The sequence below is a fragment of the Burkholderiaceae bacterium genome, from assembly GCA_024235995.1.
Lineage (GTDB): Bacteria > Pseudomonadota > Gammaproteobacteria > Burkholderiales > Burkholderiaceae_C > Ottowia.
The window spans coordinates 1,118,948-1,143,700 of the sequence record JACKLI010000001.1 but is presented as its reverse complement, the minus strand read 5'-3'; the positions used below and the strand labels follow the sequence as shown (position 1 = coordinate 1,143,700).

Annotated in this window: 20 protein-coding genes; 7 read left to right on the top strand and 13 right to left on the bottom strand. The window is 69.8% G+C overall.

The window, feature by feature from the left end:
* Window positions 1–10 precede the first annotated feature (10 nt).
* From mraZ to H6927_05585, 6 genes are all read right to left on the bottom strand, one after another.
* Window positions 11–439, bottom strand: a complete 429-nt coding sequence (gene mraZ / locus H6927_05610; protein ID MCP5217572.1) for a division/cell wall cluster transcriptional repressor MraZ — start codon at window positions 437–439, stop codon at window positions 11–13.
* Window positions 440–785: 346 nt separating this feature from the next.
* Entirely contained in the window at window positions 786–2,114 is a 1,329-nt protein-coding gene (hslU, locus tag H6927_05605; GenBank protein MCP5217571.1) for an ATP-dependent protease ATPase subunit HslU, read from the bottom strand.
* A gap of 83 nt (window positions 2,115–2,197) precedes the next feature.
* The gene (gene hslV, locus H6927_05600; GenBank protein ID MCP5217570.1) at window positions 2,198–2,743 is read right to left on the bottom strand and encodes an ATP-dependent protease subunit HslV; all 546 of its coding nucleotides are present in this window, start codon (window positions 2,741–2,743) and stop codon (window positions 2,198–2,200) included.
* A gap of 58 nt (window positions 2,744–2,801) precedes the next feature.
* Window positions 2,802–4,523 (bottom strand): STAS domain-containing protein, encoded by a 1,722-nt coding sequence (locus H6927_05595; GenBank protein MCP5217569.1) that lies wholly within the window; start codon window positions 4,521–4,523, stop codon window positions 2,802–2,804.
* A 33-nt stretch (window positions 4,524–4,556) separates the two neighbouring features.
* Window positions 4,557–5,051 carry an RNA polymerase-binding protein DksA gene (dksA, locus tag H6927_05590; GenBank protein MCP5217568.1) on the bottom strand — a complete coding sequence of 165 codons (495 nt, stop codon included), beginning with the start codon at window positions 5,049–5,051 and terminating at the stop codon, window positions 4,557–4,559.
* Between the two features lie 408 nt (window positions 5,052–5,459).
* Window positions 5,460–6,512, bottom strand: coding sequence for a GTP-binding protein (locus H6927_05585; protein ID MCP5217567.1), 1,053 nt, complete (start codon window positions 6,510–6,512; stop codon window positions 5,460–5,462).
* 196 nt (window positions 6,513–6,708) lie between these two features.
* On the opposite strand from H6927_05585, the gene H6927_05580 reads away from it, so the two are divergent.
* A complete protein-coding gene (locus H6927_05580; protein ID MCP5217566.1) occupies window positions 6,709–8,154 on the top strand; it encodes an aldehyde dehydrogenase family protein in 1,446 nt (481 codons plus the stop codon).
* A 40-nt stretch (window positions 8,155–8,194) separates the two neighbouring features.
* Here the strand turns inward: H6927_05580 and H6927_05575 are convergent, their stop codons facing one another.
* The 7 genes from H6927_05575 to ruvA all read right to left on the bottom strand — a co-directional run bounded on the left by H6927_05575 (window position 8,195) and on the right by ruvA (window position 14,375).
* The gene (locus tag H6927_05575; protein ID MCP5217565.1) at window positions 8,195–9,148 is read right to left on the bottom strand and encodes a tyrosine recombinase XerC; all 954 of its coding nucleotides are present in this window, start codon (window positions 9,146–9,148) and stop codon (window positions 8,195–8,197) included.
* Between the two features lie 91 nt (window positions 9,149–9,239).
* Window positions 9,240–9,908, bottom strand: a complete 669-nt coding sequence (locus tag H6927_05570; GenBank protein ID MCP5217564.1) for a DUF484 family protein — start codon at window positions 9,906–9,908, stop codon at window positions 9,240–9,242.
* Window positions 9,909–9,933: 25 nt separating this feature from the next.
* Window positions 9,934–10,851 (bottom strand): diaminopimelate epimerase, encoded by a 918-nt coding sequence (gene dapF, locus H6927_05565; GenBank protein ID MCP5217563.1) that lies wholly within the window; start codon window positions 10,849–10,851, stop codon window positions 9,934–9,936.
* A 37-nt stretch (window positions 10,852–10,888) separates the two neighbouring features.
* Window positions 10,889–11,950, bottom strand: coding sequence for a Holliday junction branch migration DNA helicase RuvB (gene ruvB / locus H6927_05560; protein MCP5217562.1), 1,062 nt, complete (start codon window positions 11,948–11,950; stop codon window positions 10,889–10,891).
* Window positions 11,947–13,398, bottom strand: coding sequence for a trypsin-like peptidase domain-containing protein (locus H6927_05555; GenBank protein ID MCP5217561.1), 1,452 nt, complete (start codon window positions 13,396–13,398; stop codon window positions 11,947–11,949). The genes ruvB and H6927_05555 overlap by 4 nt, the downstream gene beginning before the upstream one ends.
* 16 nt (window positions 13,399–13,414) lie before the next feature.
* Complete coding sequence (locus tag H6927_05550) at window positions 13,415–13,765, bottom strand: hypothetical protein (protein ID MCP5217560.1); 351 nt, start codon at window positions 13,763–13,765, stop codon at window positions 13,415–13,417.
* Window positions 13,766–13,796: 31 nt separating this feature from the next.
* Window positions 13,797–14,375 carry a Holliday junction branch migration protein RuvA gene (ruvA, locus tag H6927_05545; GenBank protein MCP5217559.1) on the bottom strand — a complete coding sequence of 193 codons (579 nt, stop codon included), beginning with the start codon at window positions 14,373–14,375 and terminating at the stop codon, window positions 13,797–13,799.
* A 116-nt stretch (window positions 14,376–14,491) separates the two neighbouring features.
* Between ruvA and H6927_05540 the strand changes: the two genes are divergently transcribed.
* From H6927_05540 to H6927_05515, 6 genes are all read left to right on the top strand, one after another.
* A complete protein-coding gene (locus H6927_05540; GenBank protein ID MCP5217558.1) occupies window positions 14,492–15,439 on the top strand; it encodes a PhoH family protein in 948 nt (315 codons plus the stop codon).
* Window positions 15,440–15,766: 327 nt separating this feature from the next.
* Entirely contained in the window at window positions 15,767–21,685 is a 5,919-nt protein-coding gene (locus H6927_05535; GenBank protein ID MCP5217557.1) for an excinuclease ABC subunit A, read from the top strand.
* A gap of 155 nt (window positions 21,686–21,840) precedes the next feature.
* The gene (locus tag H6927_05530; GenBank protein ID MCP5217556.1) at window positions 21,841–22,728 is read left to right on the top strand and encodes a c-type cytochrome; all 888 of its coding nucleotides are present in this window, start codon (window positions 21,841–21,843) and stop codon (window positions 22,726–22,728) included.
* Between the two features lie 184 nt (window positions 22,729–22,912).
* The gene (locus H6927_05525; protein ID MCP5217555.1) at window positions 22,913–23,137 is read left to right on the top strand and encodes an antitoxin MazE family protein; all 225 of its coding nucleotides are present in this window, start codon (window positions 22,913–22,915) and stop codon (window positions 23,135–23,137) included.
* Window positions 23,134–23,460 (top strand): type II toxin-antitoxin system PemK/MazF family toxin, encoded by a 327-nt coding sequence (locus tag H6927_05520; GenBank protein MCP5217554.1) that lies wholly within the window; start codon window positions 23,134–23,136, stop codon window positions 23,458–23,460. Before H6927_05525 ends, H6927_05520 begins: the two co-directional genes overlap by 4 nt.
* 25 nt (window positions 23,461–23,485) lie before the next feature.
* Window positions 23,486–24,601 (top strand): uroporphyrinogen decarboxylase, encoded by a 1,116-nt coding sequence (locus H6927_05515; GenBank protein ID MCP5217553.1) that lies wholly within the window; start codon window positions 23,486–23,488, stop codon window positions 24,599–24,601.
* Window positions 24,602–24,753 lie beyond the last annotated feature (152 nt).

Below are 24,753 nucleotides of genomic sequence, written 5' to 3'. Positions count from 1 at the left end.
CGCCCAGCCTTCAAAACGCAAAGTCCTCGAACACCGCCGGCATCGGCTCCTGCATCGCCTCGGCCTCCTTGGCTTCGTAGGCAGCCTTGTCCCACAGCTCGAAGTGATCGCCCATGCCCAGCAGCATGGTCTCGCGCACCAGGCCGGCGGCCGCGCGCAGCTCGGGCGACACCAGCACGCGGCCGGTGCCGTCCATGTCCACGTCCATCGCGTTGCCCAGGAAGATGCGCTTCCACCACTGGGCCGACATGGGCAGCTGGGCGATGCGCTCGCGAAATTTCTCCCACTCCGGGCGCGGAAACACCATCAGGCAGCCGTGCGGGTGCTTGGTGATCGTCAGCTGGCCCTGGGCCGTGGCGAGCAGGACGTCACGATGCCGGGTCGGCACGGACAGCCGCCCCTTGGCATCCAGACTCAGCGATGAAGCCCCTTGAAACACGCGATTTCCCTGCCGTGACAATCCAAACACGGTGGTGATGGCACTTCTCACCACTTAATTGCACTTTTTTGCACTGTAGCAGGAATATCCGACCCGGGACAAGGGGCCAACACTTTTTTTCAATGAAATCAAGACCTTAGCTGGTATTTTGACCAGAACTTGAAGACAAAATTTCTTTTAAATTAGAGACTTACACAAGACAATGGAAGTCATTTCCCGCCGCGTAACAACGCCGGCGCCGGCCAACCCGCAGAGCACCCACGTGAATTAGTTCACAGCAGGTCGTCTGCAGTTCGCAGAAAACAGCCAGCAGCCGCTGGGCTGCCAGCTGTTGGCGGCCGACTTTTCAGAGGATGTAGCGCGACAAATCCTCGTCGCGGCTGATGCCGGCCAGGCGCTGATCGACGTAGGCGGCGTCGATGTGCACCTGCTGGCCCTGCAGGCGCGTGGCGTCGAAGCTGACCTCGTCCAGCAGGCGCTCCATCACGGTGGACAGGCGGCGCGCGCCGATGTTCTCGGTGCTCTCGTTGACGTCGCAGGCGATCTGCGCCAGGCGGGCGATGCCGTCGTCGCTGAACCGCAGCGTCACGCCCTCGGTGGCCAGCAGCGCCTGGTACTGGCGCACCAGGCTGGCGTCGGTCTGCGTGAGGATGGCCTTGAAGTCGTCCACCGACAGCGAGTCGAGCTCGACGCGGATCGGCAGGCGGCCCTGCAGCTCGGGGATCAGGTCGCTCGGCTTGGCCAGGTGGAAGGCGCCCGAGGCGATGAACAGGATGTGGTCGGTCTTGACCATGCCGTACTTGGTGTTGACGGTGGTGCCCTCCACCAGCGGCAGCAGGTCGCGCTGCACGCCCTGGCGTGACACGTCGGCGCTGCCGCTGCCCTCGCCGCGCGAGGCGACCTTGTCGATCTCGTCGATGAAGACGATGCCGTTCTGCTCCATGTTCTGCAGCGCCTGCACGCGGATCTCGTCCTCGTTGACCAGCTTGCCGGCCTCTTCGTCGACCAGCAGCTTCATGGCTTCGGCGATCTTCACGCGGCGCATCTTGCGCCGGCCGGCGTTCATGTTGCCCAGCATGCCCTTGAGCTGCTCGGCCATGTCCTCCATGCCGGGCGGGCCCATGATCTCCATGGTGGGCGCGGGCTGCTGCAGCTCCAGCTCGATTTCCTTGTCGTCCAGCGCGTGCTCGCGCAGCTTCTTGCGGAAGGCCTGGCGCGCCGCGCCGTCGGTGGCCGGCGCATTGCTGCCGTCGGCGTTGCGCGCGGGCGGCAGCAGCACGTCGAGGATGCGGTCTTCGGCCAGGTCCTCGGCGCGCGTGCGGTGCTGGCGCATGGCCTGCTCGCGCGCCTGCTTGACGGCCATCTCGGCCAGGTCGCGGATGATGGAGTCGACGTCCTTGCCGACGTAGCCCACCTCGGTGAACTTGGTGGCCTCGACCTTGATGAAGGGCGCATTGGCCAGGCGCGCCAGACGGCGCGCGATCTCGGTCTTGCCCACGCCAGTGGGGCCGATCATCAGGATGTTCTTGGGCGTGATCTCGGCGCGCAGCTTCTCGTCGACCTGCTGGCGGCGCCAGCGGTTGCGCAGCGCAATGGCCACGGCGCGCTTGGCCGCCTGCTGGCCAACGATGTGGCGGTCGAGTTCGGAGACGATCTCCTGGGGGGTCATGGACATGGCGGTGCTCAACCGGAATCCTCAATCAAAAAGGGCTCTGGCCCGGACGGGGCAAGCGCAACAAGCTATCAAATCGGAAGTATTTACAGGACTTCGACGGTGTGGGTCATGTTGGTGTAGATGCACAGCTCCCCGGCGATCTCGAGCGACTTCTTGACGATCTGCTCGGCCGGCAAATCGGTGTGGTCCAGCAGCGCCTTGGCGGCGGCCTGCGCGTAGGCACCGCCCGAGCCGATGGCCACCAGGCCGTGCTCGGGCTCCAGCACGTCGCCGTTGCCGGTGATGATGAGCGAGGCCTCGCGGTCGGCCACCGCCAGCATGGCCTCCAGGCGGCGCAGCACGCGGTCGGTGCGCCAGTCCTTGGTCAGCTCGATGGCCGCGCGGGTGAGGTGGCCCTGATGCTTGTCCAGCTTGGCCTCGAAGCGCTCGAACAGGGTGAAGGCGTCGGCCGTGGCGCCGGCAAAACCGGCCAGCACGCGCCCGTGGTAGAGCTTGCGCACCTTGCGCGCCGAGCCCTTGACGACGATGTTGCCCAGCGTGACCTGCCCGTCGCCGCCGATGGCCACCTGCCAGCCCTCGGGGGTCTGGCGGCGGACGCTGATGATGGTGGTGCCGTGAAAGGGTTCCATCCGCATCACGTGGGGACGGGCGGCACCGATTGCAAGGGCGCCGGCGCAGGGGACGGATTCAGTCAACGCGCCGCAGCACGCGCGCCGCGTCGGAGATGCCGATCACCCCGAAGAACGCCGCCACCAGACGGTTGACGTGCTTGAACACCACCTGCCGCCCCTGGCCCTGCTGCTGCACGGCCCAGTTGAGCAGATCGCCGGCGGCGCCGAAGTCCACCCGCTGCAGGTGGCGGCAGTTGAACTCGATGCCGCGGGTGCGCGCCGAGAGGCTGAGCGGCTGCAGGGCGTGCGCGGCGTCACCCAGGATTTCGCCTTCCAGCGGCAGGCGGACGACGTCCGGGGCCGCCGCGTCGGCCGCGCCCAGGCCCATGACGTCGGACAGCGGCAGCTCGCTGTGCGCGCTGGCGGCCGACGAGGCGTCGTCCTTATCGTTGTCGGGTGGCGGCAGGGTGTGGCCGCTTTCGGTCATCGGTGCGCACTCGCAGCGCGGGTCTTCCCATGCCGGCGGCGACATCTCGTAGGTGACGCAGTAGTTGAGCGCCACCAGTTCGAACTCGTCGGGTTCGCTCATCACCCGCAGCAGCGCCAGCCGGACCGCCCACCACTGGGGGTCGGCGGCACGCTGCTCGGGCGGAGTCTGCTCGGCCAGCACGGCCAGCAACTGCTCGGCGCCCAGAAAGCGCAGGCGCACCGGCGTGCCGGCCCAGCGCTGCAGCACCTCCAGCAGCAGCGGCAGCGCCTGCGGGTCGATGGATTTGACGCGGCGCCAGTCGATGCGCCAGGGCTGCGCCTGGCGCGCCATGGAGGCATTGAGCGCCGCGACGGACTGCATTCCCAGCACGGACGGCGCGCTCCAGTGCACCGGCTGGGCCTCGTCGCGCGGTGTTGCGGCGGCGCCGGCCTGCGGCGTGATCGGCATGGCGGCCGAGCCGGGGCTGGCCACCAGCTCGAACTGGGGCGCCGAGCGGCCGAAGCGGCTGACGAAGGCAATGGCCGCGCCGTCGAACTTGTCGGGCTCGCCAGCGGCGCGGTAGAGGTCGAACAGGGTGAGCCAGGTTTCCAGGTCGTTGCTGTGGCTGCCGCCCTCGCCCAGCAGCTCCAGCAGGCTGACCTCGGCGCCCGCGGCGTCGCCGTTGGCAAAGCGGATGGCCACCTCCTCGACCTCGGGGCCGACGACCACCGGCTCGGACTCGTCGGCCAGGGACGGGGACGGCGCCGGATCGGCCCATGGGTCGGCGGCGGCGGGCGCGTGCGGCGCGGCCTCGCCGCGCGAGACCTCGGCGGCGGCGCCGGACAGCGGCACCTCGACCGCGGTGGCGCCGAAGCCGATGCTGCCTGCCGTCCGCTCGCCCAGCTGGACCGGGCGGGTCTTGTCGTAGGCGCGGGGGTTTTCGGCGGTGGCGGCCGGCTCGTCGCGATCGAGCCAGGCGCGCGACATCTGCTCCTCGATCCGGTCGATCTTCTCGAGCGTGCGCTCGGGCTCGTGCGGGTGCGCAGACTCGACGCTGGAGATGAACGAGGTGGGCGACACCGCGCCGCCATGGGCGCCGGCAAGCTGGCGCCGGCGCGCCTTGCGCAGCATGTCGAACTCGCGGTTGCGCACGAAGTCGTTGCGCCGCTTGCGCTCAATCATCTCCTTGAGCGCGGCGCTCGATTCGCTGGCGTCCAGCGGGCCGCCGACCTTGTTCAGGTCAGCCCAGTCGGTGGTCGGGCTGGTGATGAACTTGACCACCTTGGACAAAAAGCGCCCGCCCGACTTGGGACCTTGCTCCTCGTTCATGGGTTGGTGGCCTCCCGGACGGCGTGCGTCGGCTCAGTCGCCGAACATCTTCTGCTTGAGCTCGCGGCGCTGCTGCGCCTCCAGCGACAGCGTGGCGGTGGGCCGTGCCAGCAGGCGCGGCACGCCGATGGGCTCGCCGGTCTCGTCGCAGTAGCCATAGTCGCCGGCGTCGATGCGGGCGATCGACTGCTCGATCTTTTTCAGCAGCTTGCGCTCGCGGTCGCGCGTGCGCAGCTCCAGCGCATGCTCTTCCTCGATGGTGGCGCGGTCGGCCGGGTCGGGCACCACCACGGTGTCCTTGCGCAGGTTGTCCGTGGTCACGTCGGCGTTGAGCAGGATGTCGTTCTTGAGCTGCGTCAGCTTGAGGCGGAAGAAGGCCAGCTGCTTGTCGTTCATGTACTCGTCATCGGGCATGGCGATGACTTCGGCGTCGGACAGCTGGTCGGGCTTCTTGGTCTTCCAGTTGTTGGCCAGTTTGGGGTCCTTCTTGATCACGATCGGCGCGGGAGCTACGGCAGCAATGGGCATGGGCAATATCTTGGGCTTGGCGGCCGGGGGCACGGCCGACGGGGAAGTCGGTTTGCGGGCCGCGGACGTCTGCGAACGGGCGGGCGCGGCCTTTTTCGTGGCGGCCTGGGTGGCGCGCGCACCCGCCTTGGGCGCCGCCTTGCCAGGCAGGGCCTTGGCCTTGGCGGGGGCTTGGGTCGGTGTCTTGGCAGCCGCGGGTTTCACGTTGTTCGCCTCCTGTAAAACAAACAAGGTGCGGCACGCCGCCACCTTCAACCGCTAACGCGGCGGATGAAGGGGGGTCGTCTTCATCCGCGAAACCCTGTTATAGACCTTCTCGGGCGCTTGAGCCAGCGCGGTGCCGGTCCAGCCGGAGGCGCACTCAAAGGCGGCGATTGTATCGGCCTTGCCGGATCGCCTGGAATGGGGTCATGCCAGGCACTGCTCCAGCCCCTGCTCGAGGATGTCGCGCGGCAGGTCGATGCCGATGAACACCATCTTGCTGATGCGCGGCTCACCCTCGCCCCAGGCCGGCCCCAGGTCGCTGCCCATGAGCTGGTGCACGCCCTGGAAGATCACCTTGCGCTCGGTGCCCTTCATCGACAGCACGCCCTTGTAGCGCAGCATGCGCGGGCCATAGATGTTGACCATGGCGCCCAGGAAGTCCTCCAGCCGCGCCGGGTCGAACGCGCGCTCGGAGCGGAACACGAAGCTCTTGACGTCGTCATCGTCGTGGTGGTGGTGCGCGTGGCCGTGCTCGTGCTGGTGCGAGGGGTGGTCGCAGTGCTCGTGCTCATGGTCGTGATGGTGGTGCGCGTGCTCGTCCTCCTTGAGGAATTCGGGGTCGATGTCGAGCTTGGCGTTCAGGTTGAAGCCGCGCAGATCCAGCACCTCGCCCAGCGCCACCTCGCCGAAATGCACCACGCGCTGCGGCGCGCGCGGGTTCATGTGCTTCAGGCGGTGCTGCAGCGCGGCCAGTTCGTCGGCGCCGACCAGGTCGGCCTTGCTGATGAAGATCTGGTCGGCAAAGCCCACCTGGCGCTGCGCCTCCAGCCGGTCGTTCAGCTGCTGGGCGGCGTGCTTGGCGTCCACCAGGGTGATGATCGAGTCGAGCAGAAAGCTCTCGGCGATCTCGTCGTCCATGAAGAAGGTCTGCGCCACCGGGCCCGGGTCGGCCAGGCCGGTGGTCTCGATGACGACGCGCTCGAAGTCCAGCAGGCCCTTGCGCTTCTTGGCCGCCAGCAGCTGCAGCGTGGCGCGCAGGTCCTCGCGGATGGTGCAGCACACGCAGCCGTTGCTCATCTGGATGATCTGCTCGCCGTCGTCGTGCACCAGGATCTCGTTGTCGATGTTCTCCTCGCCGAACTCGTTCTCGATCACGGCGATCTTCTGGCCGTGCGCCTCGCTCAGCACGCGCTGCAGCAGCGTGGTCTTGCCGGAGCCGAGAAAGCCGGTGAGGATGGTGGCGGGGATGAGGGCCATGCTTGAGTCCAGATAAGGCAGGTGCCCGACCGTCGGGCAACGGGCCAGTTTAGCCAAACCACGCCAACCCTGCGCGCCATCATGCCGTTGGCGGCAACCCGGACTTGCCAGTCATGGCAGACTGTCGGGTTGACATGCGACGCGGCGGGCCGACGCACCGCCCTCCTCCCATCCCCGTTTTCCCGGAGCTATCCCCATGAAAGAGCACCTGCAGTTCTACATCGACGGCCAGTGGGTCGACCCTGCCAGCGCGCGCAGCCTGGACGTCATCAACCCCTCCAACGAGGAGGTCGTCTCGCGCATCAGCCTGGGATCAAAGGCCGACGTGGACCAGGCCGTGCAGGCCGCGCGGCGCGCGTTCGAGAGCTTCTCGCGCACCACGCGCGAGGAGCGCGTCGCCCTGCTGGAGAAGGTGCTGGACGTGTACAAGCGCCGCGCCGACGAGGTGGCGCAGGCCATTTCGCTGGAGATGGGCGCGCCGCTGTGGCTGTCCAAGGCCGCGCAAGCGGCCATGGGCGTGGCGCACCTGAAGACCACCCTGGGCGTGCTGAAAAACTTCGCGTTCGAGACCGTGCAGGGCACCACCGCCACGCTGTACGAGCCGGTGGGCGTGGTGGGCATGATCACGCCCTGGAACTGGCCCATCAACCAGATCATGTGCAAGGTGGCGCCCGCGCTGGCGGCCGGCTGCACGGTGATCCTCAAGCCGTCCGAGATCGCGCCGCTCAGCGGCATCCTGCTGGCCGAGATCATGCACGAGGCCGGCGTGCCGCACGGCGTGTTCAACCTCGTCAACGGCGACGGCCCGGGCGTGGGCGAGGCCATGTCGGTGCACCCCGGCATCGACATGATGACCTTCACCGGCTCCACCCGCGCCGGCATCGCCGTGGCCAAGGCCGCGGCCGACACCGTCAAGCGTGTGGCGCAGGAGCTGGGCGGCAAGTCGGCCAACATCGTGCTGGATGACGCCGACATCGAAAAAGCCGTCAAGCAGGGCGTGCAGGCCTGCTTCACCAACTCGGGCCAGAGCTGCAACGCGCCCACGCGCATGTTCGTGCCGCGCGCCAAGCACGCCCAGGCCATGGCCGTGGCCAAGGCGGTAGCCGAGCGCACCCAGGTGGCCGACGCCATGGCCACCGAGGGCATGGCCATGGGCCCGGTGGTCAGCCAGGCGCAGTTCAGCAAGATCCAGGGCCTGATCCAGAAGGGCATCGACGAAGGCGCCACCCTGGTGGCCGGCGGCACCGGCCGGCCCGAGGGCCTGAGCAAGGGCTATTTCGTCAAGCCCACGGTGTTTGCCGACGTGAAGAACGACATGACCATCGCGCGCGAGGAAATCTTCGGCCCGGTGCTGGTGATGATCCCCTACGACAGCGAGGAAGACGCCATCCGCATGGCCAACGACTCGCCCTACGGCCTGTCGGGCTACGTGCAGTCGGGCAGCCTGGAGCACGCGCGCCAGGTCGCCGCCCGCCTGCGCACCGGCATGGTGCACCTGAACGGCGCCGGCCCCGACGTGGGCGCGCCCTTTGGCGGCTACAAGCAGTCGGGTAACGGCCGCGAGTGGGGCGAGCACGGCTTCCGCGAGTTCCTGGAAGTCAAGGCCGTGATGGGCTACGAGCCCAAGCCGGCCAAGGCCTGACGCCAGGCCGGCGATCGCGTCGACCACGGGCTGCGCGCGGTCAATCCTTCTTGCGGTGTGCCCGCGGGTGCGCCGCGTCGTAGGCCTTGGCCAGGTGCTGGAAGTCCAGCCGCGTGTAGACCTGCGTGGTGCCGATGCTGGCGTGGCCCAGCAGCTCCTGCACGGCGCGCAAATCGCCGCTGGACTGCAGCAGGTGGCTGGCGAACGAGTGGCGCAGCATGTGCGGGTGCACGGGGGTGGCCAGGCCCGCCTGCAGGCTGCGCCGGCGCAGGCGCTGCCAGATGGACTGGGCCGTGAGGCGCGTGCCGTGGCGGCCGATGAACAGGGCGCCGGCGGCATCGTCGTGGGCGGCCACCGTGCCGCGCACGGCCAGCCAGCGCTGCAGGGCCTGCACGGCGGCAGCGCCCAGCGGCACGGTGCGGCGCTTGCTGCCCTTGCCCTGCACCTCCACCTCGGCCGCATCCAGCGCGATCCAGCCGCGGCCGGCGCGCCGCGCGGCGTCGCTGGCGGCGGCGTCCAGACCCACCACCTCGCCCACGCGCAGGCCGCTGCCGTACAGCAGTTCGACCATGGCGGCGTCGCGCGCCTCCAGCCAGGGGTCGGCGTCATCGCGCTCGGCGTGCCAATCGGCCAGCCGCACGGCGTCGTCCACGCCCAGCGCCTTGGGCAAGGGGCGCGGCTGGCGCGGCGCGCGCACGTCCTGCACCGGGTTGGCGGCCATGCGGCCCTCGCGCCCCAGCCAGGCGTAAAAGCCGCGCCAACCCGACAGGATGAGCGCGATGCCGCGCCCGCTGCGCCCGCCGGCGTGCATCTGCGCCACCCAGCGGCGCACGTGGGCGGGCTGCACGGCCAGCAGGCCGACGCCGGCGGCGGCGGCAAAGGTGCTCAGCTTTTCAAGGTCCAGGCCGTAGAGCGCGACGGTGCGCGCGGCCAGCCGCCGCTCGACGCGCACGTGCTCCAGGTAGCGCTCGACGAGCGCCGCGCCGGCGGGCATTTCGCCGGGAGGTGGAGCGCTGTCGTTGCTCATCGATTGATAGCTTCTCGCGCTTGATCCACGCCGGCCAGAGCCCGATTCGACTTGAAAATCACATGCTGCGCAGGCGCGACAGCGAGGCGCTGGCCAGCTCGCCGATGCGCTCCAGGAAGTCGGTGGCCATGCCGGCCTCGTAGCGCGCCGCGTCGGGCGAGGCCAGCACCAGCAGGCCGAAGGCGGGCGCGCTGGCGTTGGGGCGCAGCGGCAGCAGCACCAGCGAGGCGGCGGCCTGCGGGTCTTCCAGCCACTGCACGGCCTCGAAGCCGGCGTTGACGCCGCAGTAGGGCGCGGTCAGCGACGAGGCCAGGCTCCTGACGTCGTCGTTGGCGCCGAGCGCGAAGGGCTCCTGCGCGTAGACCTCGGCCACGTCCCACAGGCGCAGGGCGGCCTGCGGCACGTTGAACTGGGCGCAGATCTCGCTGACCAGCACCACCGGCAGGTCGACCGCGCGGTGCACCAGAAACAGCTGGCGCGACCAGCGCTGCAGCTTGTCGCCGATCAGCATGTTCTCGTTGCCGTGGCGCATCAGCTCCATCAGGCGCTGCTCCAGCACCTTGATCTTCTCGCGCAGCATCTCGGCCTGGCGCTCCTGCAGGCTGACGGCGCGCCCGCCATGCGGGCTGGTCAGCTGCACGGCGGTCAGCAGCTCGGCATGGCGCTCGAAGAAGTCGGGCGTCTGGATCAGGAATTCGGCGATGTCTTGCTCGGTGATGGGGTTCATGGCGATGCGGGCCGCGCGGGCCGGGTCAGAAAAGCTCGTCGGGCAGCTCGATGCTGCCTTCGAACACGGTCTCGGCGGGGCCCGTCAGCCGCACCGGGTCGGCGTGGCCGCCGGCCCATTCGATGGTCAGCAGGCCGCCGTGCATGGCCACGTCGACGCGCGCGTCCAGCAGGCCCAGGCGAATGCCCGCCACCACGGCGGCGCAGGCGCCGGTGCCGCAGGCCAGGGTCTCGCCGGCACCGCGCTCGTACACGCGCAGGCGGACGTGCGCGCGATCGACGACCTGCATGAAGCCGGCGTTGACGCGGCGCGGGAAGGCCGGGTGGCGCTCCACCAGCGGGCCCTGGCTGAGCACGGGCGCCAGCGCCACGTCGTCCACCAGGGCGACGGCGTGCGGGTTGCCCATGGACACCAATGCTACTTGAATGATAGCTGACTGGGCTTGTTCGGTGCCGGCCACAGCCTGATCGGGCATCAAACTCAGCGGCCACATGCGCCACGGCCCGTCGGCCCGCGGCGCGGGCACCGGCGTGAGGCCGGTGGGGTCGAAGGGCAGCGCCGCCAGATCGAACACGGGCGCGCCCATGTCCACCGTGACGCGGCCGTCCTCGGCCTCGGTCAGCTCGATCACGCCGCGCTGGACCTTGACGCGGATGCGGCGCTTGTCCGTCAGCCCGCGCCCGCGCACGTGGCGCACGAAGCAGCGCGCGCCGTTGCCGCAGTGCTCCACCTCGCCGCCGTCGGCGTTGTGGATGACGTACTCGAAGTCCACGTCGGCGCTGGGCGCTGGGCGCACGCTGAGGATTTGGTCGGCGCCGATGCCCAGGTGGCGGTCGGCCAGCCGGCGGTAGTGCGCGGGCGACAGGCCCAGCAGGCCGCGGGTTTCGTCCAGCACGACGAAGTCGTTGCCGGCGCCGTGCATCTTGGTGAAGGGAATGCGCATGGCGCGATTATCCGGCCGGCCGGTGGCGCGCGCCGCCTCAAAACAGCGCGCCGCCGGCCTGCGGCGGCACCACGCCCAGATGCCGGTACGCCGCCAGCGTGGCCACGCGCCCGCGCGGGGTGCGCTGCAGGTAGCCCTGCTGGATCAGGTAGGGCTCGATCACGTCCTCGATGGTGCCGGCCTCCTCGCCGATGCTGGCGGCGATGTTGTCCAGCCCCACCGGGCCGCCGTCGAAGCGGTGGATCACGGCCTCCAGCAGCTTGCGGTCCATCAGGTCGAAGCCTTCCGGGTCCACGTCCAGCATGGCCAGGGCGTCGTGCGCTATCTTTTTCGATATGCGGCCATCGCCCTTCACGTCCGCGTAGTCGCGCACGCGGCGCAGCAGGCGGTTGGCGATGCGCGGCGTGCCGCGGCTGCGGCGGGCGATCTCGAACGCGCCCTCGGCATCGGTCTCGACGTCGAGCAGCCCGGCCGAGCGGGTGACGATGCGCGCCAGCTCCTCGGGTGTGTAGAACTCCAGCCGCGCCACGATGCCGAAGCGGTCGCGCAGCGGGTTGGTCAGCATGCCGGCGCGGGTGGTGGCGCCCACCAGGGTGAAGGGCTGCACGTCGAGCTTGATGGAGCGCGCCGCCGGGCCTTCGCCGATCAGGATGTCGATCTGGTAGTCCTCCAGCGCGGGATAGAGGATTTCCTCGACCACGGGCGACAGGCGGTGGATCTCGTCGATGAACAGGACGTCGTTTTTTTCCAGGCTGGTCAGCAGGGCGGCCAGGTCCTTGGGCTTTTCCAGCACCGGGCCGCTGGTCTGGCGCAGCTGCACGCCCAGCTCGTGCGCGATGATGTGGCTGAGCGTGGTCTTGCCCAGGCCGGGCGGGCCGAACAGCAGCACGTGGTCCAGCGCCTCGCCGCGCTTCCTGGCCGCGCCGATGAAGATCTCCAGCTGCTCGCGCGCCTTGGCCTGGCCGACGTAGTCGTGCAGCAGCTTGGGGCGCAGCGCGCGCTCCAGCGCCTCCTCGCGCGCCGAGGCGGCCGCGCCCGACACCACGCGCGGCGCCGGCTGGCCGGCCGGTGGGGCGAAGTCGTCGACCGTGATGCTCACTGCGTCAGCCAGTTGCCCAGGCCGCGGTAGTAGGCGCGGTTGAAGCGGCCGAAGAAGTCGGCGCCGCCGGGGTTCTGGCAACTGGCGCTGCCGCCGTGCAGCGCGCCCACCACGTAGCGCGTGCTGCCCAGCTGCGTCCAGATGGCCGCGCCGCTGCTGCCGGGCTCGGTGGTGCCCCGCGTCCAGCCGATCTGCCACAGGGTGCCGGCGTCGGCGCTGGCGCTGGTGCAGGTGTTCTCGCCGCAGCTGGCGTAGCCGGTGACGGCGCCCACGCTGTCCTTCTGCAGGTCGCCCTCGGGGTGGTGGATGGCGACCACGCTGGCCCCCACGCCCACGCCGTCGCCAAAGTAGGAGCCGGCGTACACCACGTTGGCCGGCGGCGCGCTGTTGAGCTGCAGCAGCGTGCTGTCCACGCCCGAATCGGTGAACAGCAGCTTGGCGCCGTCGGTGCGGCGCGTGGACGCCGGGTCGATCTTGGGCGAGCCGTTGCACGCCGCGGCGCGGAAGAACCAGTAGGTGACGAGGCTGGCGGCGCTGGCGTCGTCGTCGATGCAGTGCGCCGCCGTCAGCAGGCGGGGCGTGCGGCTGCCGCGCGTGTCGTTCAGCAGCGTGCCGGTGCACAGGTAGGTGCCGCCGTCCCTGGTGAACAGCAGTTGCGCCACCGAGCGGCTTTCGGCGTCCAGCGCGGGGGTGCACATCACGTCCAGGTTGCAGCTGCCGGAGATGCCGATGTCGCTTTCGGTCTTGCCGGCGGCCAGGGCCTGCTCCACCGTCTGGCTCAGGTGCGACAGCTGGGGCACGGCCAGCTGCAACTGGGCGGGGCTGGCGCCGGGCGGCAGCTGCAGCTCCAGCGTGCCGACGGCGCCCGGCGTGTCGGGGCCCCACAGCACGGGGGCGGCCCCCGCGGCGCCGGGCTGGGCCTGCGCCGGGACCGCCTGCTCGACCACGGGCGAGCCGGGCGCGCCATAAAAGCGCAGCTTGGCGCCGGCCGGCGCCTGCCCGATGCGCACGCCCAGGCGCAGGGCCTGGGCGCCGGGCGAGTCGAAGGCCAGCGCCGCCACCTGGCTGCCGTCGGGCAGGCGGTGCCATTGCAGGCGCGCGGCCAGTGCGGCCGCGTCGGCGGTGGCGGCCACGGCGCGGTTGACGCCGATCTGCAGCGGGGCGTTCTTGCCATCGCCGGCGCTCAGCTTGGGCGCCGCCAGCGGCCCCAGCTCCACCCGGGGCACCACGGCGCCCGGCGGCAGGCGGCTGGCTGCGGCGGCCGGCGCGGCCACGGCGGCCTTGCTGGGCAGGGTGGCGGTGTCCAGCGGCTCGATGCGGTCGGTGACCGGAGGCGGTGACGGCGGGTTGGGCGTGGGCGGCGGGCTGTCCGAGCCGCCGCCGCAGGCGGCCAGTCCGAGGGCGAGGGCGCAGGACAGCGCCAGGGCGGTGCAACGTAAAGAAGTCATGCGAAAGGTTCCCGGGTCAGCCACAGTTCACGCGGACGATACGGCCCGCGGCATCCACCACCACGTTCAGGCGTCCGGCCATGTATTCCTTGGTCACCATGCTGTCGGGCCGCAGCATGCGGGCGCGGTCGGCGCCGGCGGCGGCCAGCGCCTGGGCCAGCGTGTCGGGGCCCCAGGCGCCGCCCACCAGGAACTGGGCGGCCTCGGCGCGGCACTGGTTGCGCGGCGGCTGGCCGCTGTCGATCTGGGCCGCGCCGGGCGGCGGCGCGGCGGCGGGCGCGGGGTCGGTCGCGCCCACGCCGCTGCAGGCCGCAAGGGTCAGCAGCGAACCCAGGGCGAGCGGCGCGGTCAAGTTGGTCCATGGCATGGGGCAGTCCTCCGGTCGTTGGCACCGCACTTTATCGGCTCAGGGTCTTCAGGGCCAGCTTGATGCCTTCGCTGACCCCCACGTCGGCAGGCAGGGCCTTGAGCGCCACCTGGGTGTCGCGCTCGGTGTAGCCCAGGGCCATCAGGGCCTGCACGATGTCGCTCTGGGCGTCGGACACGGGCGCCGCAGCGCTGCCCGGCCCCAGGTCGGCGCCCAGCTTGCCCTTCAGCTCCAGCAGCAGGCGCTCGGCGGTCTTCTTGCCGATGCCGGGCACCTTGACCAGGCGCCCCGGCTCCTGCGCCGTCACGGCCTGCGCCAGCCCGGCCACGCCCAGGCCCGAGAGCACGGACAGCGCGGTGCGCGGCCCCACGCCGGCGATCTTGATCAACTCGCGGAAGGCCTGGCGCTCGGCCGGCGTGGCAAAGCCGTAGAGCAGCTGCGCGTCCTCGCGCACGATGAACTGGGTGAGCAGGCTCACGGGCTGGCCGAGCGCGGGCAGGTTGTAGAAGGTGCTCATGGGCACCTGCACCTCGTAGCCCACGCCGTGGCAGTCCAGCAGCACCTCGGGCGGATTCTTTTCCAGCAGGGTACCCGTCAATTGGCCGATCATTCGTTCCTGTCCGTTTCCGCGCTCGCCCCAGGGCGTGGCGATTGCAGCGGGCATTATCGGCGCGCCCGCCGAGGGCACGCGGCCGGACGGCTGCCGCGATGCGAGACAATGCGGTGGTGATTCTTCGCCACGCCTTCACCCCGCTGTCCAACACCCGCCTGGCGCACCTGTGCGGCCCCATGGACGAACATCTGCGCACCATCGAGGGGGGGCTGCAGGTGGCCATCTCGCACCGGCAGGAGCAGTTCAAGATCGACGGCGCCAAGAAGCACGCCGAGCGCGCGCTGGCGGTGCTGCAGGCGCTGTACGAGATCGCCGCGCGCCCCATCCGCGCCGACACCGTGCAGCTGATGCTGGCCGGCGACGAGCGCGCCGGCCTGGAGGCGGCCGACGGCAGCCGCCTGCTGAGCACGCGCCGCGCCGACCTGAAGGCGCGCACGCCCAGCCAGAGCGTGTACCTGGACAACATCGCCGGGCACGACATCACCTTCGGCATCGGCCCGGCCGGCACCGGCAAGACCTTTCTGGCCGTGGCCTGCGCGGTCGACGCGCTGGAGCGCCAGGCGGTGCAGCGCATCCTGCTGACGCGCCCGGCGGTGGAGGCCGGCGAGCGCCTGGGCTTTCTGCCGGGCGACCTGACGCAGAAGGTGGACCCCTACCTGCGCCCGCTGTACGACGCGCTGTACGACCTGATGGGCTTCGACCGCGTGGCCAAGGCCTTCGAGCGCGCGCAGCTGGAGATCGCGCCGCTGGCCTTCATGCGCGGGCGCACGCTCAACCACGCCTTCGTCATCCTGGACGAGGCGCAGAACACCACGCCCGAGCAGATGAAGATGTTCCTGACCCGCATCGGCTTCGGCAGCAAGTGCGTGGTGACGGGCGACGTGAGCCAGATCGACCTGCCCAAGGGCACCACCAGCGGGCTGATCGACGCCGAGCGGGTCCTGAAGCGCGTCAAGGGCCTGGCCTTCACGCGTTTCACCAGCCGCGACGTGGTGCGCCACCCGCTGGTGGCCCGCATCGTCGATGCCTACGACGCACAGCGCAAGACTAGGGCCTGTTAACGCTATGAAAGGGGTCGCGTTGCCTCGCCAAGGGGCTGGATGCAAGGCGCCCGTGCGCAGCAAGGCTGGAGCCTTGCAAGCGCGGGCAACGCCGCAGACGGCCCCTTGGCGAGACAACCCGAAGGGAAGCTCATGACAGCCCGCCCCTCGGCGTTGCGCTTCTTGTGCGTGCCGACGCACGCACGGCGGCGCGCGCCTTGATGGGCAGGCTGTCATGAGCTTCGCGACCCCTTTCATAGCGTTAACAGGCCCTAGCACTTGACCCTGCGGCCAGGATGCCGCCCCCGCCTCTCTAGAATCTTCGGGCCCTCTCTGAATGGACCCGACATGACGCACGGCCTGATCCGCATCCGCGGCGCCCGACAGCACAACCTCAAGAACCTGGATCTGGACCTGCGCACCGGCGAGCTGACGGTGGTGACGGGCGTCAGCGGCTCGGGCAAGTCCAGCCTGGTGTTCGACACGCTGTACGCCGAGGGCCAGCGCCGCTACGTCGAGACCTTCAGCGCCTATGCGCGCCAGTTTCTCGACCGCATGGACAAGCCGGCGGTGGACAAGATCGAGGGCGTGCCGCCGGCCATTGCCATCGACCAGACCAACCCCGTGCGCAACTCGCGCTCCACGGTCGGCACGATGACGGAGCTGAACGACCACCTGAAGCTGCTGCTGGCGCGCGCCGGCCAGCTGTTCGACCGCCAGACCGCGCTGGCGGTGCGGCACGACACGCCCGAGAGCATTTACGCCGAACTGCTGGCGCGCAGTGCGGCTGCCAGCGATCCGCGCTTGATCATCACCTTTGCCGTCGAGCTGCCTGCCAGCGCGACCGCCGCCGATGTGGAGCAATGGCTGTCGGCGGCGGGTTTCACGCGCGTGCAGGCTGAGCACGTCGAGGGGGATCGCAAGATTCTGGACGTGGTGGCCGATCGCTTTCGCATCGCCAGCACCGAGAAAGCCCGCGCCATCGAGGCCATCGAGCTGGCCCTGCTGCGCGGCGGCGGACGCACGAGCGTTTACGTCTTGCCGGAAGAAGGCGATGTGGACTTGTGGAAATTTTCGACGGGCCTGCACTGCCCCGAAAGCAACATCCGCTATGGTGATCCGCTGCCCTCGATGTTCAGCTTCAACTCGGCGGTGGGCGCCTGCGAGAGCTGCCGCGGCTTCGGACGCGTGATCGGGGTGGACTGGGGCCTGGTGATCCCGGACGAAAAGCTGACGCTGCGTGCCGGCGCCATCAAGCCGATCCAGACCCCGGCCTGGCGCGAATGCCAGGACGATTTGATGCGCCACGCCGAAAGCGCGGGCATCCCGCGCGACACGGCCTGGAGCAAGCTCACGCCCGAGCAGAAGCACTGGGTGATCGAAGGCACGCCCAGCTACAAGGAAGGCAACTGGAACAAGCAGTGGTACGGCATCCGGCGCTTCTTTGCCTATCTGGAAAGCAAGGCCTACAAGATGCACATCCGCGTGCTCTTGTCCAAGTACCGCAGCTACACCAGCTGCCCCAGCTGCGGCGGCGCGCGGCTGAAGACCGAATCGCTGCTGTGGCGGGTGGGCACGAAGGACGATGCCGATGCGGTGCTGGAGCCGGCGCGGCGCTTCATGCCGCAGGGCGTGGCGTGGACGCGCGCGCAACTGGAGGCGCTGCCGGGGCTGTGCCTGCACGATTTGATGCTGCTGCCCATCGACCGGCTGCGGCGGTTCTTTGATCGGCTGGAGCACAGCAGCCCCTCTCCTCAGAGGGGCGAGGGAGCCAGAAACGCCGACGCCATGGCCCTCAAGCTCATCCTGGACGAAATCCAGACCCGCCTGAAGTACCTGGTCGACGTCGGCATCGGCTACCTCACGCTCGACCGCCAGAGCCGCACGCTCAGCGGCGGCGAGGTGCAGCGCATCAACCTCACCACCGCGCTGGGCACGTCCCTGGTCAACACCCTGTTCGTGCTGGACGAGCCCAGCATCGGCCTGCACCCGCGCGACATGGACCGGATCACCCAGGCCATGCAGCGCCTGAAGACGGCGGGCAACACCCTGGTGGTGGTCGAGCACGACCCAGCCGTCATGCTGGCCGCCGACCGCGTGCTCGACTTCGGCCCCGGCCCCGGCGCGGCTGGCGGGCGCATCGTGTTCGACGGCACGCCGGCCGAGCTGCGCGCCGCCGACACGCTGACCGGCCAGTACCTGGGCGGGCGCAAGTCCATCGGCCTGGGCTTTTCGCGCGGGGTGCAGGAATCGACCCCGCGCCTGATCCTGGAGGGCGTGCGCGAGCACAACCTCAAGGGCATCGACGTGGCCTTTCCGCTGCAGCGCCTGGTCACGGTGACGGGCGTGTCGGGCTCGGGCAAGTCCACGCTGATCCAGGACGTGCTGGCGCCCGCGCTGCTGCGCCACTTCGGCCAGGCCACCGAGGCACCCGGGGCGCACGATCGCCTGCTGGGCGCCGAGCAACTGAGCGGCGTGGTGTTCGTCGACCAGTCGCCCATCGGCAAGACGGCGCGCTCCAACCCCGCCAGCTACGTCGGCGCCTGGGACGCCATCCGCAAACTGTTTGCCGACGCGCCGCTGGCGCGCCAGCGCAGCTACAGCGCGGCCAAGTTCAGCTTCAACTCGGGCGACGGGCGCTGCCCCACCTGCGGCGGCTCGGGCTTCGAGCATGTGGAGATGCAGTTTCTCAGCGACGTGTACCTGCGCTGCCCCGACTGCAACGGCCAGCGCTACCGCCCCGAAATCCTGGAGGTGCACATCGACCGCCCCCTCCACAAATCGGGGTCAGATCCCCATTTGGAGCAAGCCGCCGACGCGCTGGCCGCCGTTGGCGAGGGGCAGAAATGGTCATCTGACCCCCATTTGAAAACCCGGCACCTGAACGTGGCCGACGTGCTGGATCTGACCGTGGCCGAGGCGGTGCAGGTGTTTGCGCGCGACCGCGAGGTGCTGCGCGCGCTGCAGCCCATCGTGGACGTGGGACTGGACTACGTGCGGCTGGGCCAGCCCGTGCCCACCCTGAGCGGCGGCGAAGCACAGCGCCTGAAGCTGGCGGGGCACCTGGCCGAGGCCGCCCGCATGCAGACCACCAGCCGCCAGCCCGCGGCACGCAAGGGCCAGTTGCTCCTATTTGACGAGCCGACCACCGGCCTGCACTTCGAGGACATCGCCAAGCTGATGCGCGCGCTGCGCAAGCTGCTGGACGCCGGCCACAGCCTGATCGTGATCGAGCACAACCTCGACGTCATGCGTGCCAGCGACTGGCTGATCGACCTGGGGCCCGAAGGCGGCGACGCTGGCGGGCAGGTGGTGGCGCAGGGCACGCCGCAGGACGTGGCGCAGCACCCCAGCTCGCACACCGGGGCGGCGCTGCGGGAGTACGAGGCGGCCCTGGGCGGCGGCGCACAGGCGGCGCACGAAGCCAGCCCGCTATACAAACAGAAGCTGCTCGCGCTTGCTGCACACGGGCCAGCGGCCGAAAACATCCAGATCGTGCGCGCCCGCGAGCACAACCTGAAGAACCTCAGCGTGCAGGTGCCGCGCGGCCAGTTCAGCGTGGTCACGGGCGTGTCGGGCTCGGGCAAGTCCACGCTGGCCTTCGACATCCTGTTCAACGAAGGGCAGCGGCGCTACCTCGAATCGCTCAACGCCTACGCCCGCTCCATCGTGCAGCCGGCCGGCCGGCCCGACGTGGACGCGGTGCACGGCATTCCGCCCACGGTGGCCATCGAGCAGCGCCTGTCGCGCGGCGGGCGCAAGAGCACCGTGGGCACCGTGACCGAGGTGTGGCACTTTCTGCGCCTGCTGTACGTCAAGCTGGGCGTGCAGCACTGCGTGCACGACGGCGCCAAGGTCGAGCCGCAAACGCCCGAGCGCATCGCCGCGCAGATCATGACGCGCTACCGCGGCCAGACCATCGGCCTGCTGGCGCCGCTGGTGGTGGCGCGCAAGGGCGTGTACACCGAGCTGGCCGACTGGGCGCGTCCGCGCGGCTTCACGCACCTGCGGGTGGACGGCGAGTTTCTGCCCACCACCGGCTTTCCGCGCATCGACCGCTTCAAGGAGCACACCATCGAGCTGCCGGTGATGAGCCTGCCCGTCACCCCCGGCAACGAGGCGCAGCTGCGCGAGTCGCTCACCCGCGCGCTGGAGCACGGCAAGGGTGTGGTGCACGTGCTGCACGACATCGCCGGCCTGCGCCACGCCGTGGAGGCGGGGCAGTCCACCGCCCGCATCGGGCAGGTCGAGGTGTTCTCCACCCAGCGCGCCTGCCCGGTGTGCAGCACCTCGTATGCCGAGCTGGACCCGCGCCTGTTCTCGTACAACAGCAAGCACGGCTGGTGCCCCGACTGCGTGGGCACGGGCGTCAAGCTGACGCGCGAGCAGCGCAAGGCGCTGGACGACTCGGTGCTGGCCGCCGACGAGAAAGGCCGCGAGCAGACCTTTGCCGAAGTCGAAGTCGAAGACCTGACCGAGCAGCCCTGCCCCACCTGCCAGGGCACGCGGCTGAACGCGGTGGCGCGGGCGGTACGGCTGCCGCTTGAGCGTGAACAGCCCGACGGCATCTCCATCACCCAGTTGGCCCGCCTGTCCGTCGAAGACCTGCACCAGTGGTTCAACACGCTTGAACTGCAGGGCCGCGCCGCCGACATCGCGCGTGATTTGCTGCCCGAGATCGAAGGCCGCCTGCAGTTTCTCGAGCAGGTCGGTCTGGGCTACCTCACGCTCGACCGCGGCGCGCCCACCCTGTCGGGCGGCGAGGCGCAGCGCATCCGCCTGGCCGCGCAGCTGGGCAGCAACCTGCAGGGCGTGTGCTACGTGCTGGACGAGCCCACCATCGGCCTGCACCCGCGCGACAACGCCATCCTGCTGCACGCGCTGAAAGAGCTGAGCGACAAGGGCAACACCCTGGTGGTGGTCGAGCACGACGTGGACACCATCCGCGCCGCCCAGCACCTGATCGACATCGGCCCCGGCGCCGGCCTGCGCGGCGGCCGCCTGGTGGCCGAGGGCACGGCGGCCGACCTGCAGGCCGCGCCCGACTCAGCCACCGGCCGCTACCTGGGCCACGCCATGCGCCACCCCATGCAGGCGCGGCGCGCGGTGGCACGCCCTGGCGCGGACGGCGATGGCGCGACGGGCTGGCTCAAGGTGAGCGGCGCCAACCTGCACAACCTGCAAGACGTCGATGCCGCCATGCCCCTGGGCCGGCTGGTGGCCGTCACCGGCGTGTCGGGCTCGGGCAAATCGACCCTGGCGCGCGACGTGCTGCTGGCCAACGTGCAGCGCTTCGTACGCCCCAGTTCCAAAGACAAATCGGCCTCTGGCCCGGACAAGACCAGCGCAAGCAGCTATCAAATCAATAGTCATGGCCTGATCGGCTGCAGCGCCATCGAAGGCTTCGGCGCCATCGACCGCGTGCTCGAGGTGGACCAGACGCCCATCGGCAAGACCCCTCGCTCCTGCCCCGCCACCTACATCGGATTCTGGGACGCCATCCGCAAGCTGTACGCCGACACGCTGGAGGCCAAGGCGCGCGGCTACGCGCCCGGGCGTTTCAGCTTCAACACCGGCGCCGGCCGCTGCCCCAGCTGCGAAGGCCAGGGCATGCGCACCATCGCCATGAGCTTTCTGCCCGATGTGAAAGTGCCCTGCGAGGCCTGCCACGGCGCGCGCTTCAACCCCGAGACCCTGGCCGTCACCTGGCGCGGCAAGAGCATCGGCGACGTGCTGCGCATGGAGGTCGATCAGGCGGTGGATTTCTTCGCCTCCATGCCCGCCATCGCCCACCCGCTGCAGCTGCTGCAGGACGTGGGCCTGGGCTACCTCACCCTGGGCCAGCCCAGCCCCACGCTCAGCGGCGGCGAGGCGCAGCGCATCAAGCTCGTCACCGAGCTGAGCAAGGTGCGCGACGACATCGGCCGGCGCGGCCAGAAGGCCCCGCACACCCTGTACGTGCTGGACGAGCCCACCGTCGGCCTGCACATGCAGGACGTGGAAAAGCTCATCCGCGTTCTGCACCGCCTGGTCGACGGCGGGCACAGCGTGCTGGTGATCGAGCACGACCTGGACCTGATCGCCGAGGCCGACTGGATCATCGACCTGGGCCCCGAAGGCGGCGCCGGGGGCGGGCGCATCGTGGCCGCCGGCACGCCCGAGGACGTGGTGCGCGCCGGCACGCACACGGGCGTGGCGCTGGGGCCCGTGCTGGCCGCAAGCGGGGCCACTATCATGCAAGCGCCACAACGGACATCGCGGCCATGAACCAGCCACCCACTTCCTCCGCACCCCGGGTCGAGCACAGCCCGCACCAGGCCCCATCGGCCAACGATGAAACCCATGCCCTGCTCTGGTTTGCCGGCCTGGTGGTCCTGCTCCTGCTGATCGCGCTGGCCGTGTTCGGCGTCAAGATCATCGAGATGATGCGCCCCGCGCCCGACGCCGCCGCGCCCACCCGGGTGCCGGTGGCTGCGCCCGCCGCGCCCGCCACGCCTGCCGCCACCGCGCGAGCGGTCGGCTTTCAGCCGCCGGCGGACGACACCATCCCGCACACGCCCATGGGCGACATGATCCGCAAGGGCCAGCAGATCTTCATGCACACGGGCGCCAACGCCAAGGCCTTCGTCGGCAACAGCCTCAACTGCGTCAACTGCCACCTGGACGCCGGGCGCCGGGCCCATTCGGCGCCCATGTGGGGCGCCTACCTGCTCTACCCGGCCTACCGCGGCAAGACCAAGCACGTGGACACGTTTGCCGAGCGCCTGCGCGGCTGCTTCATGTACAGCATGAACGGCAAGGCGCCGCCCTTGGGCGACGAGGTGCTGGTGGCGCTGGAGTCCTACGCCTACTGGATGGCCACCGGCGCCCCGGTGGGCGAGCGCCTGCCCGGCGCGGGCCTGCCCACGCTCGCCCAGCCGGCGCAGCCACCCGACATCGGGCGCGGGCAAAAGGTCTTCGAAGCGCACTGCGCGCAGTGCCACGGCGCCGACGGCCAGGGCCAGCGCACCGGCGACACCCAGACCTTTCCGCCGCTGTGGGGCGCGCAGTCCTTCAACTGGGGCGCGGGCATGGCCAACGTCAATACCGCCGCCGCCTTCATCCAGGCCAACATGCCGCTCGGCCAGGGCGGCTCCCTGACCGAGCAACAGGCCTGGGACGTGGCCACCTTCATCGACAGCCACGAGCGCCCGCAGGACCCACGCTTCACCGGCGACGTGGCGCAGACCCGCGCGCAGTTTCATGACAGCGCGTATTCGCTGTACGGCACGCAAGTGGACGGCCAGTTGCTGGGGCAAGGCACGCACTGACGCGCGAGCGCCATGGACCTGGGCCGGTCCTTCCAACAAGGCCGCCGCCCAGACCCAAGCGCTGCATGAAGCGCTGACACTGGAGCAGAACGGGCGCAGGCACCAACGCACCTGAAACCCCGCACCACTTGCGCGTTACATGCAACATCTATACCATGTTGCATGCAACGAAAAGGAGCCCGCCATGACAGCCGCTCAAGTCAACGCCCGCGTGCAAAAGCACCGTGACGCCCTGCGCCAGGCCGGCCTGCGCCCGGTGCAGCTGTGGGTGCCCGACACGCGCCGCCCCGACTTCGCGCAGGAATGCCAGCGCCAATGCCTGCGGGTTGCCCAGGCCGATGGTGCCGACCCCGCCTTGCAGGCTTTCATGGATGCGGCACTGACTGACGTGCAAGGCTGGACGGATTGATGCGCGGCGACCTGGTGACCATTGCCTTGCAGGGTGACTTTGGCAAGCCCCGGCCCGCGCTGGTCATCCAGGCAGACTGGTTTGCGGCGCACGCCAGCGTGACCGTGCTGCCCGTCACCAGCGCCCTGGTGGAGGCACCGCTGCTGCGGATCACCGTGCAACCCAGCCCCGACAACGGCTTGCAAAAGCCCTCGCAAGTCATGGTGGACAAGGCCATGACGGTACAACGTAACAAGCTTGGCCCCGCCTTTGGCCGCATCGACGCCGATACGCTGGTGGAGGTGGAGCGCTGCCTGGCCGTATTCTTGGGCTTGGGGAAATGAGCCAGGTGCCTGAGACAATCGCCCCATGACTTTCGCCCCCCTGAAAAACGACACCTTCCTGCGCGCCTGCCTGGGCCAGGCCACCGCTTACACCCCCGTCTGGCTGATGCGCCAGGCCGGGCGCTACCTGCCCGAGTACTGCGCCACCCGCGCCAAGGCGGGCAGCTTCATGGGGCTGGCCACCAACGTGGACTACGCCACCGAAGTCACGCTGCAGCCCCTGGAGCGCTATCCGCTGGACGCCGCCATTCTTTTCAGCGACATCCTCACCGTGCCCGACGCCATGGGCCTGGGTCTGTCGTTCCAGCAGGGCGAAGGCCCAAAATTTGAGCGCGTGATACGCGACGAAGCAGCGGTGGCGCAACTGGCCGTGCCCGACATGGACAGGCTGCGCTACGTATTCGACGCCGTCGCCAACATCCGCCAGGCGCTGGCCGGCCGCGTGCCGCTGATCGGCTTTTCGGGCAGCCCCTGGACGCTGGCCTGCTACATGGCCGAGGGCGGCTCCAGCAGCGACTACCGCCACGTCAAGACGCTGATGTACGCCCGGCCCGATTTGATGCACCGCATCCTGGCCATCAACGCCGACAGCGTGGCCGCCTACCTCAACGCGCAGATCGACGCCGGCGCGCAGGCGGTAATGATCTTCGACAGCTGGGGCGGCGTGCTGGCCGATGGGGCTTTCCAGCAATTCAGCCTGGCCTACACCGCGCGGGTGCTGGGCCAGCTCAAGCGCACGGGCGCCGACGGGCAGGTGGTGCCGCGCATCGTCTTCACCAAGGGCGGCGGGCTGTGGCTGCATGACATGCGCGCGCTGGCCTGCGACGTGCTGGGGCTGGACTGGACGATGGATCTGGGCCGCGCCCGCGCCATCCTGCAAGAAGGCAGCGGCCCGCGCCCCACGGCCCTGCAGGGCAACATCGACCCCAACGTGCTGTTTGCCCCGCCTGCGGCCATCCGTGCCGAGGCGCGCCGCGTGCTGGAGCATTTTGGCGCGCCGCACGCCGACGCCGCACGCCCCGGCGTGGGCCACGTCTTCAACCTGGGCCACGGCATCAGCCAGTTCACCCCGCCCGAGCACGTGGCGCACCTGGTGGACGAGGTGCATGCGCACTCGCGCCGGCTGCGCGCGGCGGCCTGAACAAACAAGTCACAGATCAAACGCCTGGCAGCCAAAACGGGGCTTGACAAAATTGACTTATGCACAAATCCGCCGCATCGGGTCTTGCGCCGAACCCATCGGCCCGAAGCAAATGCAAGTGCTTGATTTTTAACAAGTTCGATTCTTGCCGC

Bases quoted from the DNA above. Each gene is read 5' to 3' on its own strand.
- H6927_05575 (MCP5217565.1), bottom strand. From the start codon at position 9,148: ATGCCCGCCGGCGCGGCGCTCGTCGAGCGCTACCTGGAGCACGTGCGC.
- H6927_05530 (MCP5217556.1), top strand. From the start codon at position 21,841: ATGATGCGCCCCGCGCCCGACGCCGCCGCGCCCACCCGGGTGCCGGTG.
- H6927_05585 (MCP5217567.1), bottom strand. From the start codon at position 6,512: ATGGCCCTCATCCCCGCCACCATCCTCACCGGCTTTCTCGGCTCCGGC.
- H6927_05580 (MCP5217566.1), top strand. From the start codon at position 6,709: ATGAAAGAGCACCTGCAGTTCTACATCGACGGCCAGTGGGTCGACCCT.
- hslV (MCP5217570.1), bottom strand. From the start codon at position 2,743: ATGGAACCCTTTCACGGCACCACCATCATCAGCGTCCGCCGCCAGACC.
- H6927_05570 (MCP5217564.1), bottom strand. From the start codon at position 9,908: ATGAACCCCATCACCGAGCAAGACATCGCCGAATTCCTGATCCAGACG.
- H6927_05515 (MCP5217553.1), top strand. From the start codon at position 23,486: ATGACTTTCGCCCCCCTGAAAAACGACACCTTCCTGCGCGCCTGCCTG.
- H6927_05535 (MCP5217557.1), top strand. From the start codon at position 15,767: ATGACGCACGGCCTGATCCGCATCCGCGGCGCCCGACAGCACAACCTC.
- H6927_05555 (MCP5217561.1), bottom strand. From the start codon at position 13,398: ATGACTTCTTTACGTTGCACCGCCCTGGCGCTGTCCTGCGCCCTCGCC.
- ruvA (MCP5217559.1), bottom strand. From the start codon at position 14,375: ATGATCGGCCAATTGACGGGTACCCTGCTGGAAAAGAATCCGCCCGAG.
- H6927_05595 (MCP5217569.1), bottom strand. From the start codon at position 4,523: ATGAACGAGGAGCAAGGTCCCAAGTCGGGCGGGCGCTTTTTGTCCAAG.
- H6927_05525 (MCP5217555.1), top strand. From the start codon at position 22,913: ATGACAGCCGCTCAAGTCAACGCCCGCGTGCAAAAGCACCGTGACGCC.
- dapF (MCP5217563.1), bottom strand. From the start codon at position 10,851: ATGCGCATTCCCTTCACCAAGATGCACGGCGCCGGCAACGACTTCGTC.
- hslU (MCP5217571.1), bottom strand. From the start codon at position 2,114: ATGTCCATGACCCCCCAGGAGATCGTCTCCGAACTCGACCGCCACATC.
- H6927_05550 (MCP5217560.1), bottom strand. From the start codon at position 13,765: ATGCCATGGACCAACTTGACCGCGCCGCTCGCCCTGGGTTCGCTGCTG.
- dksA (MCP5217568.1), bottom strand. From the start codon at position 5,051: ATGCCCATTGCTGCCGTAGCTCCCGCGCCGATCGTGATCAAGAAGGAC.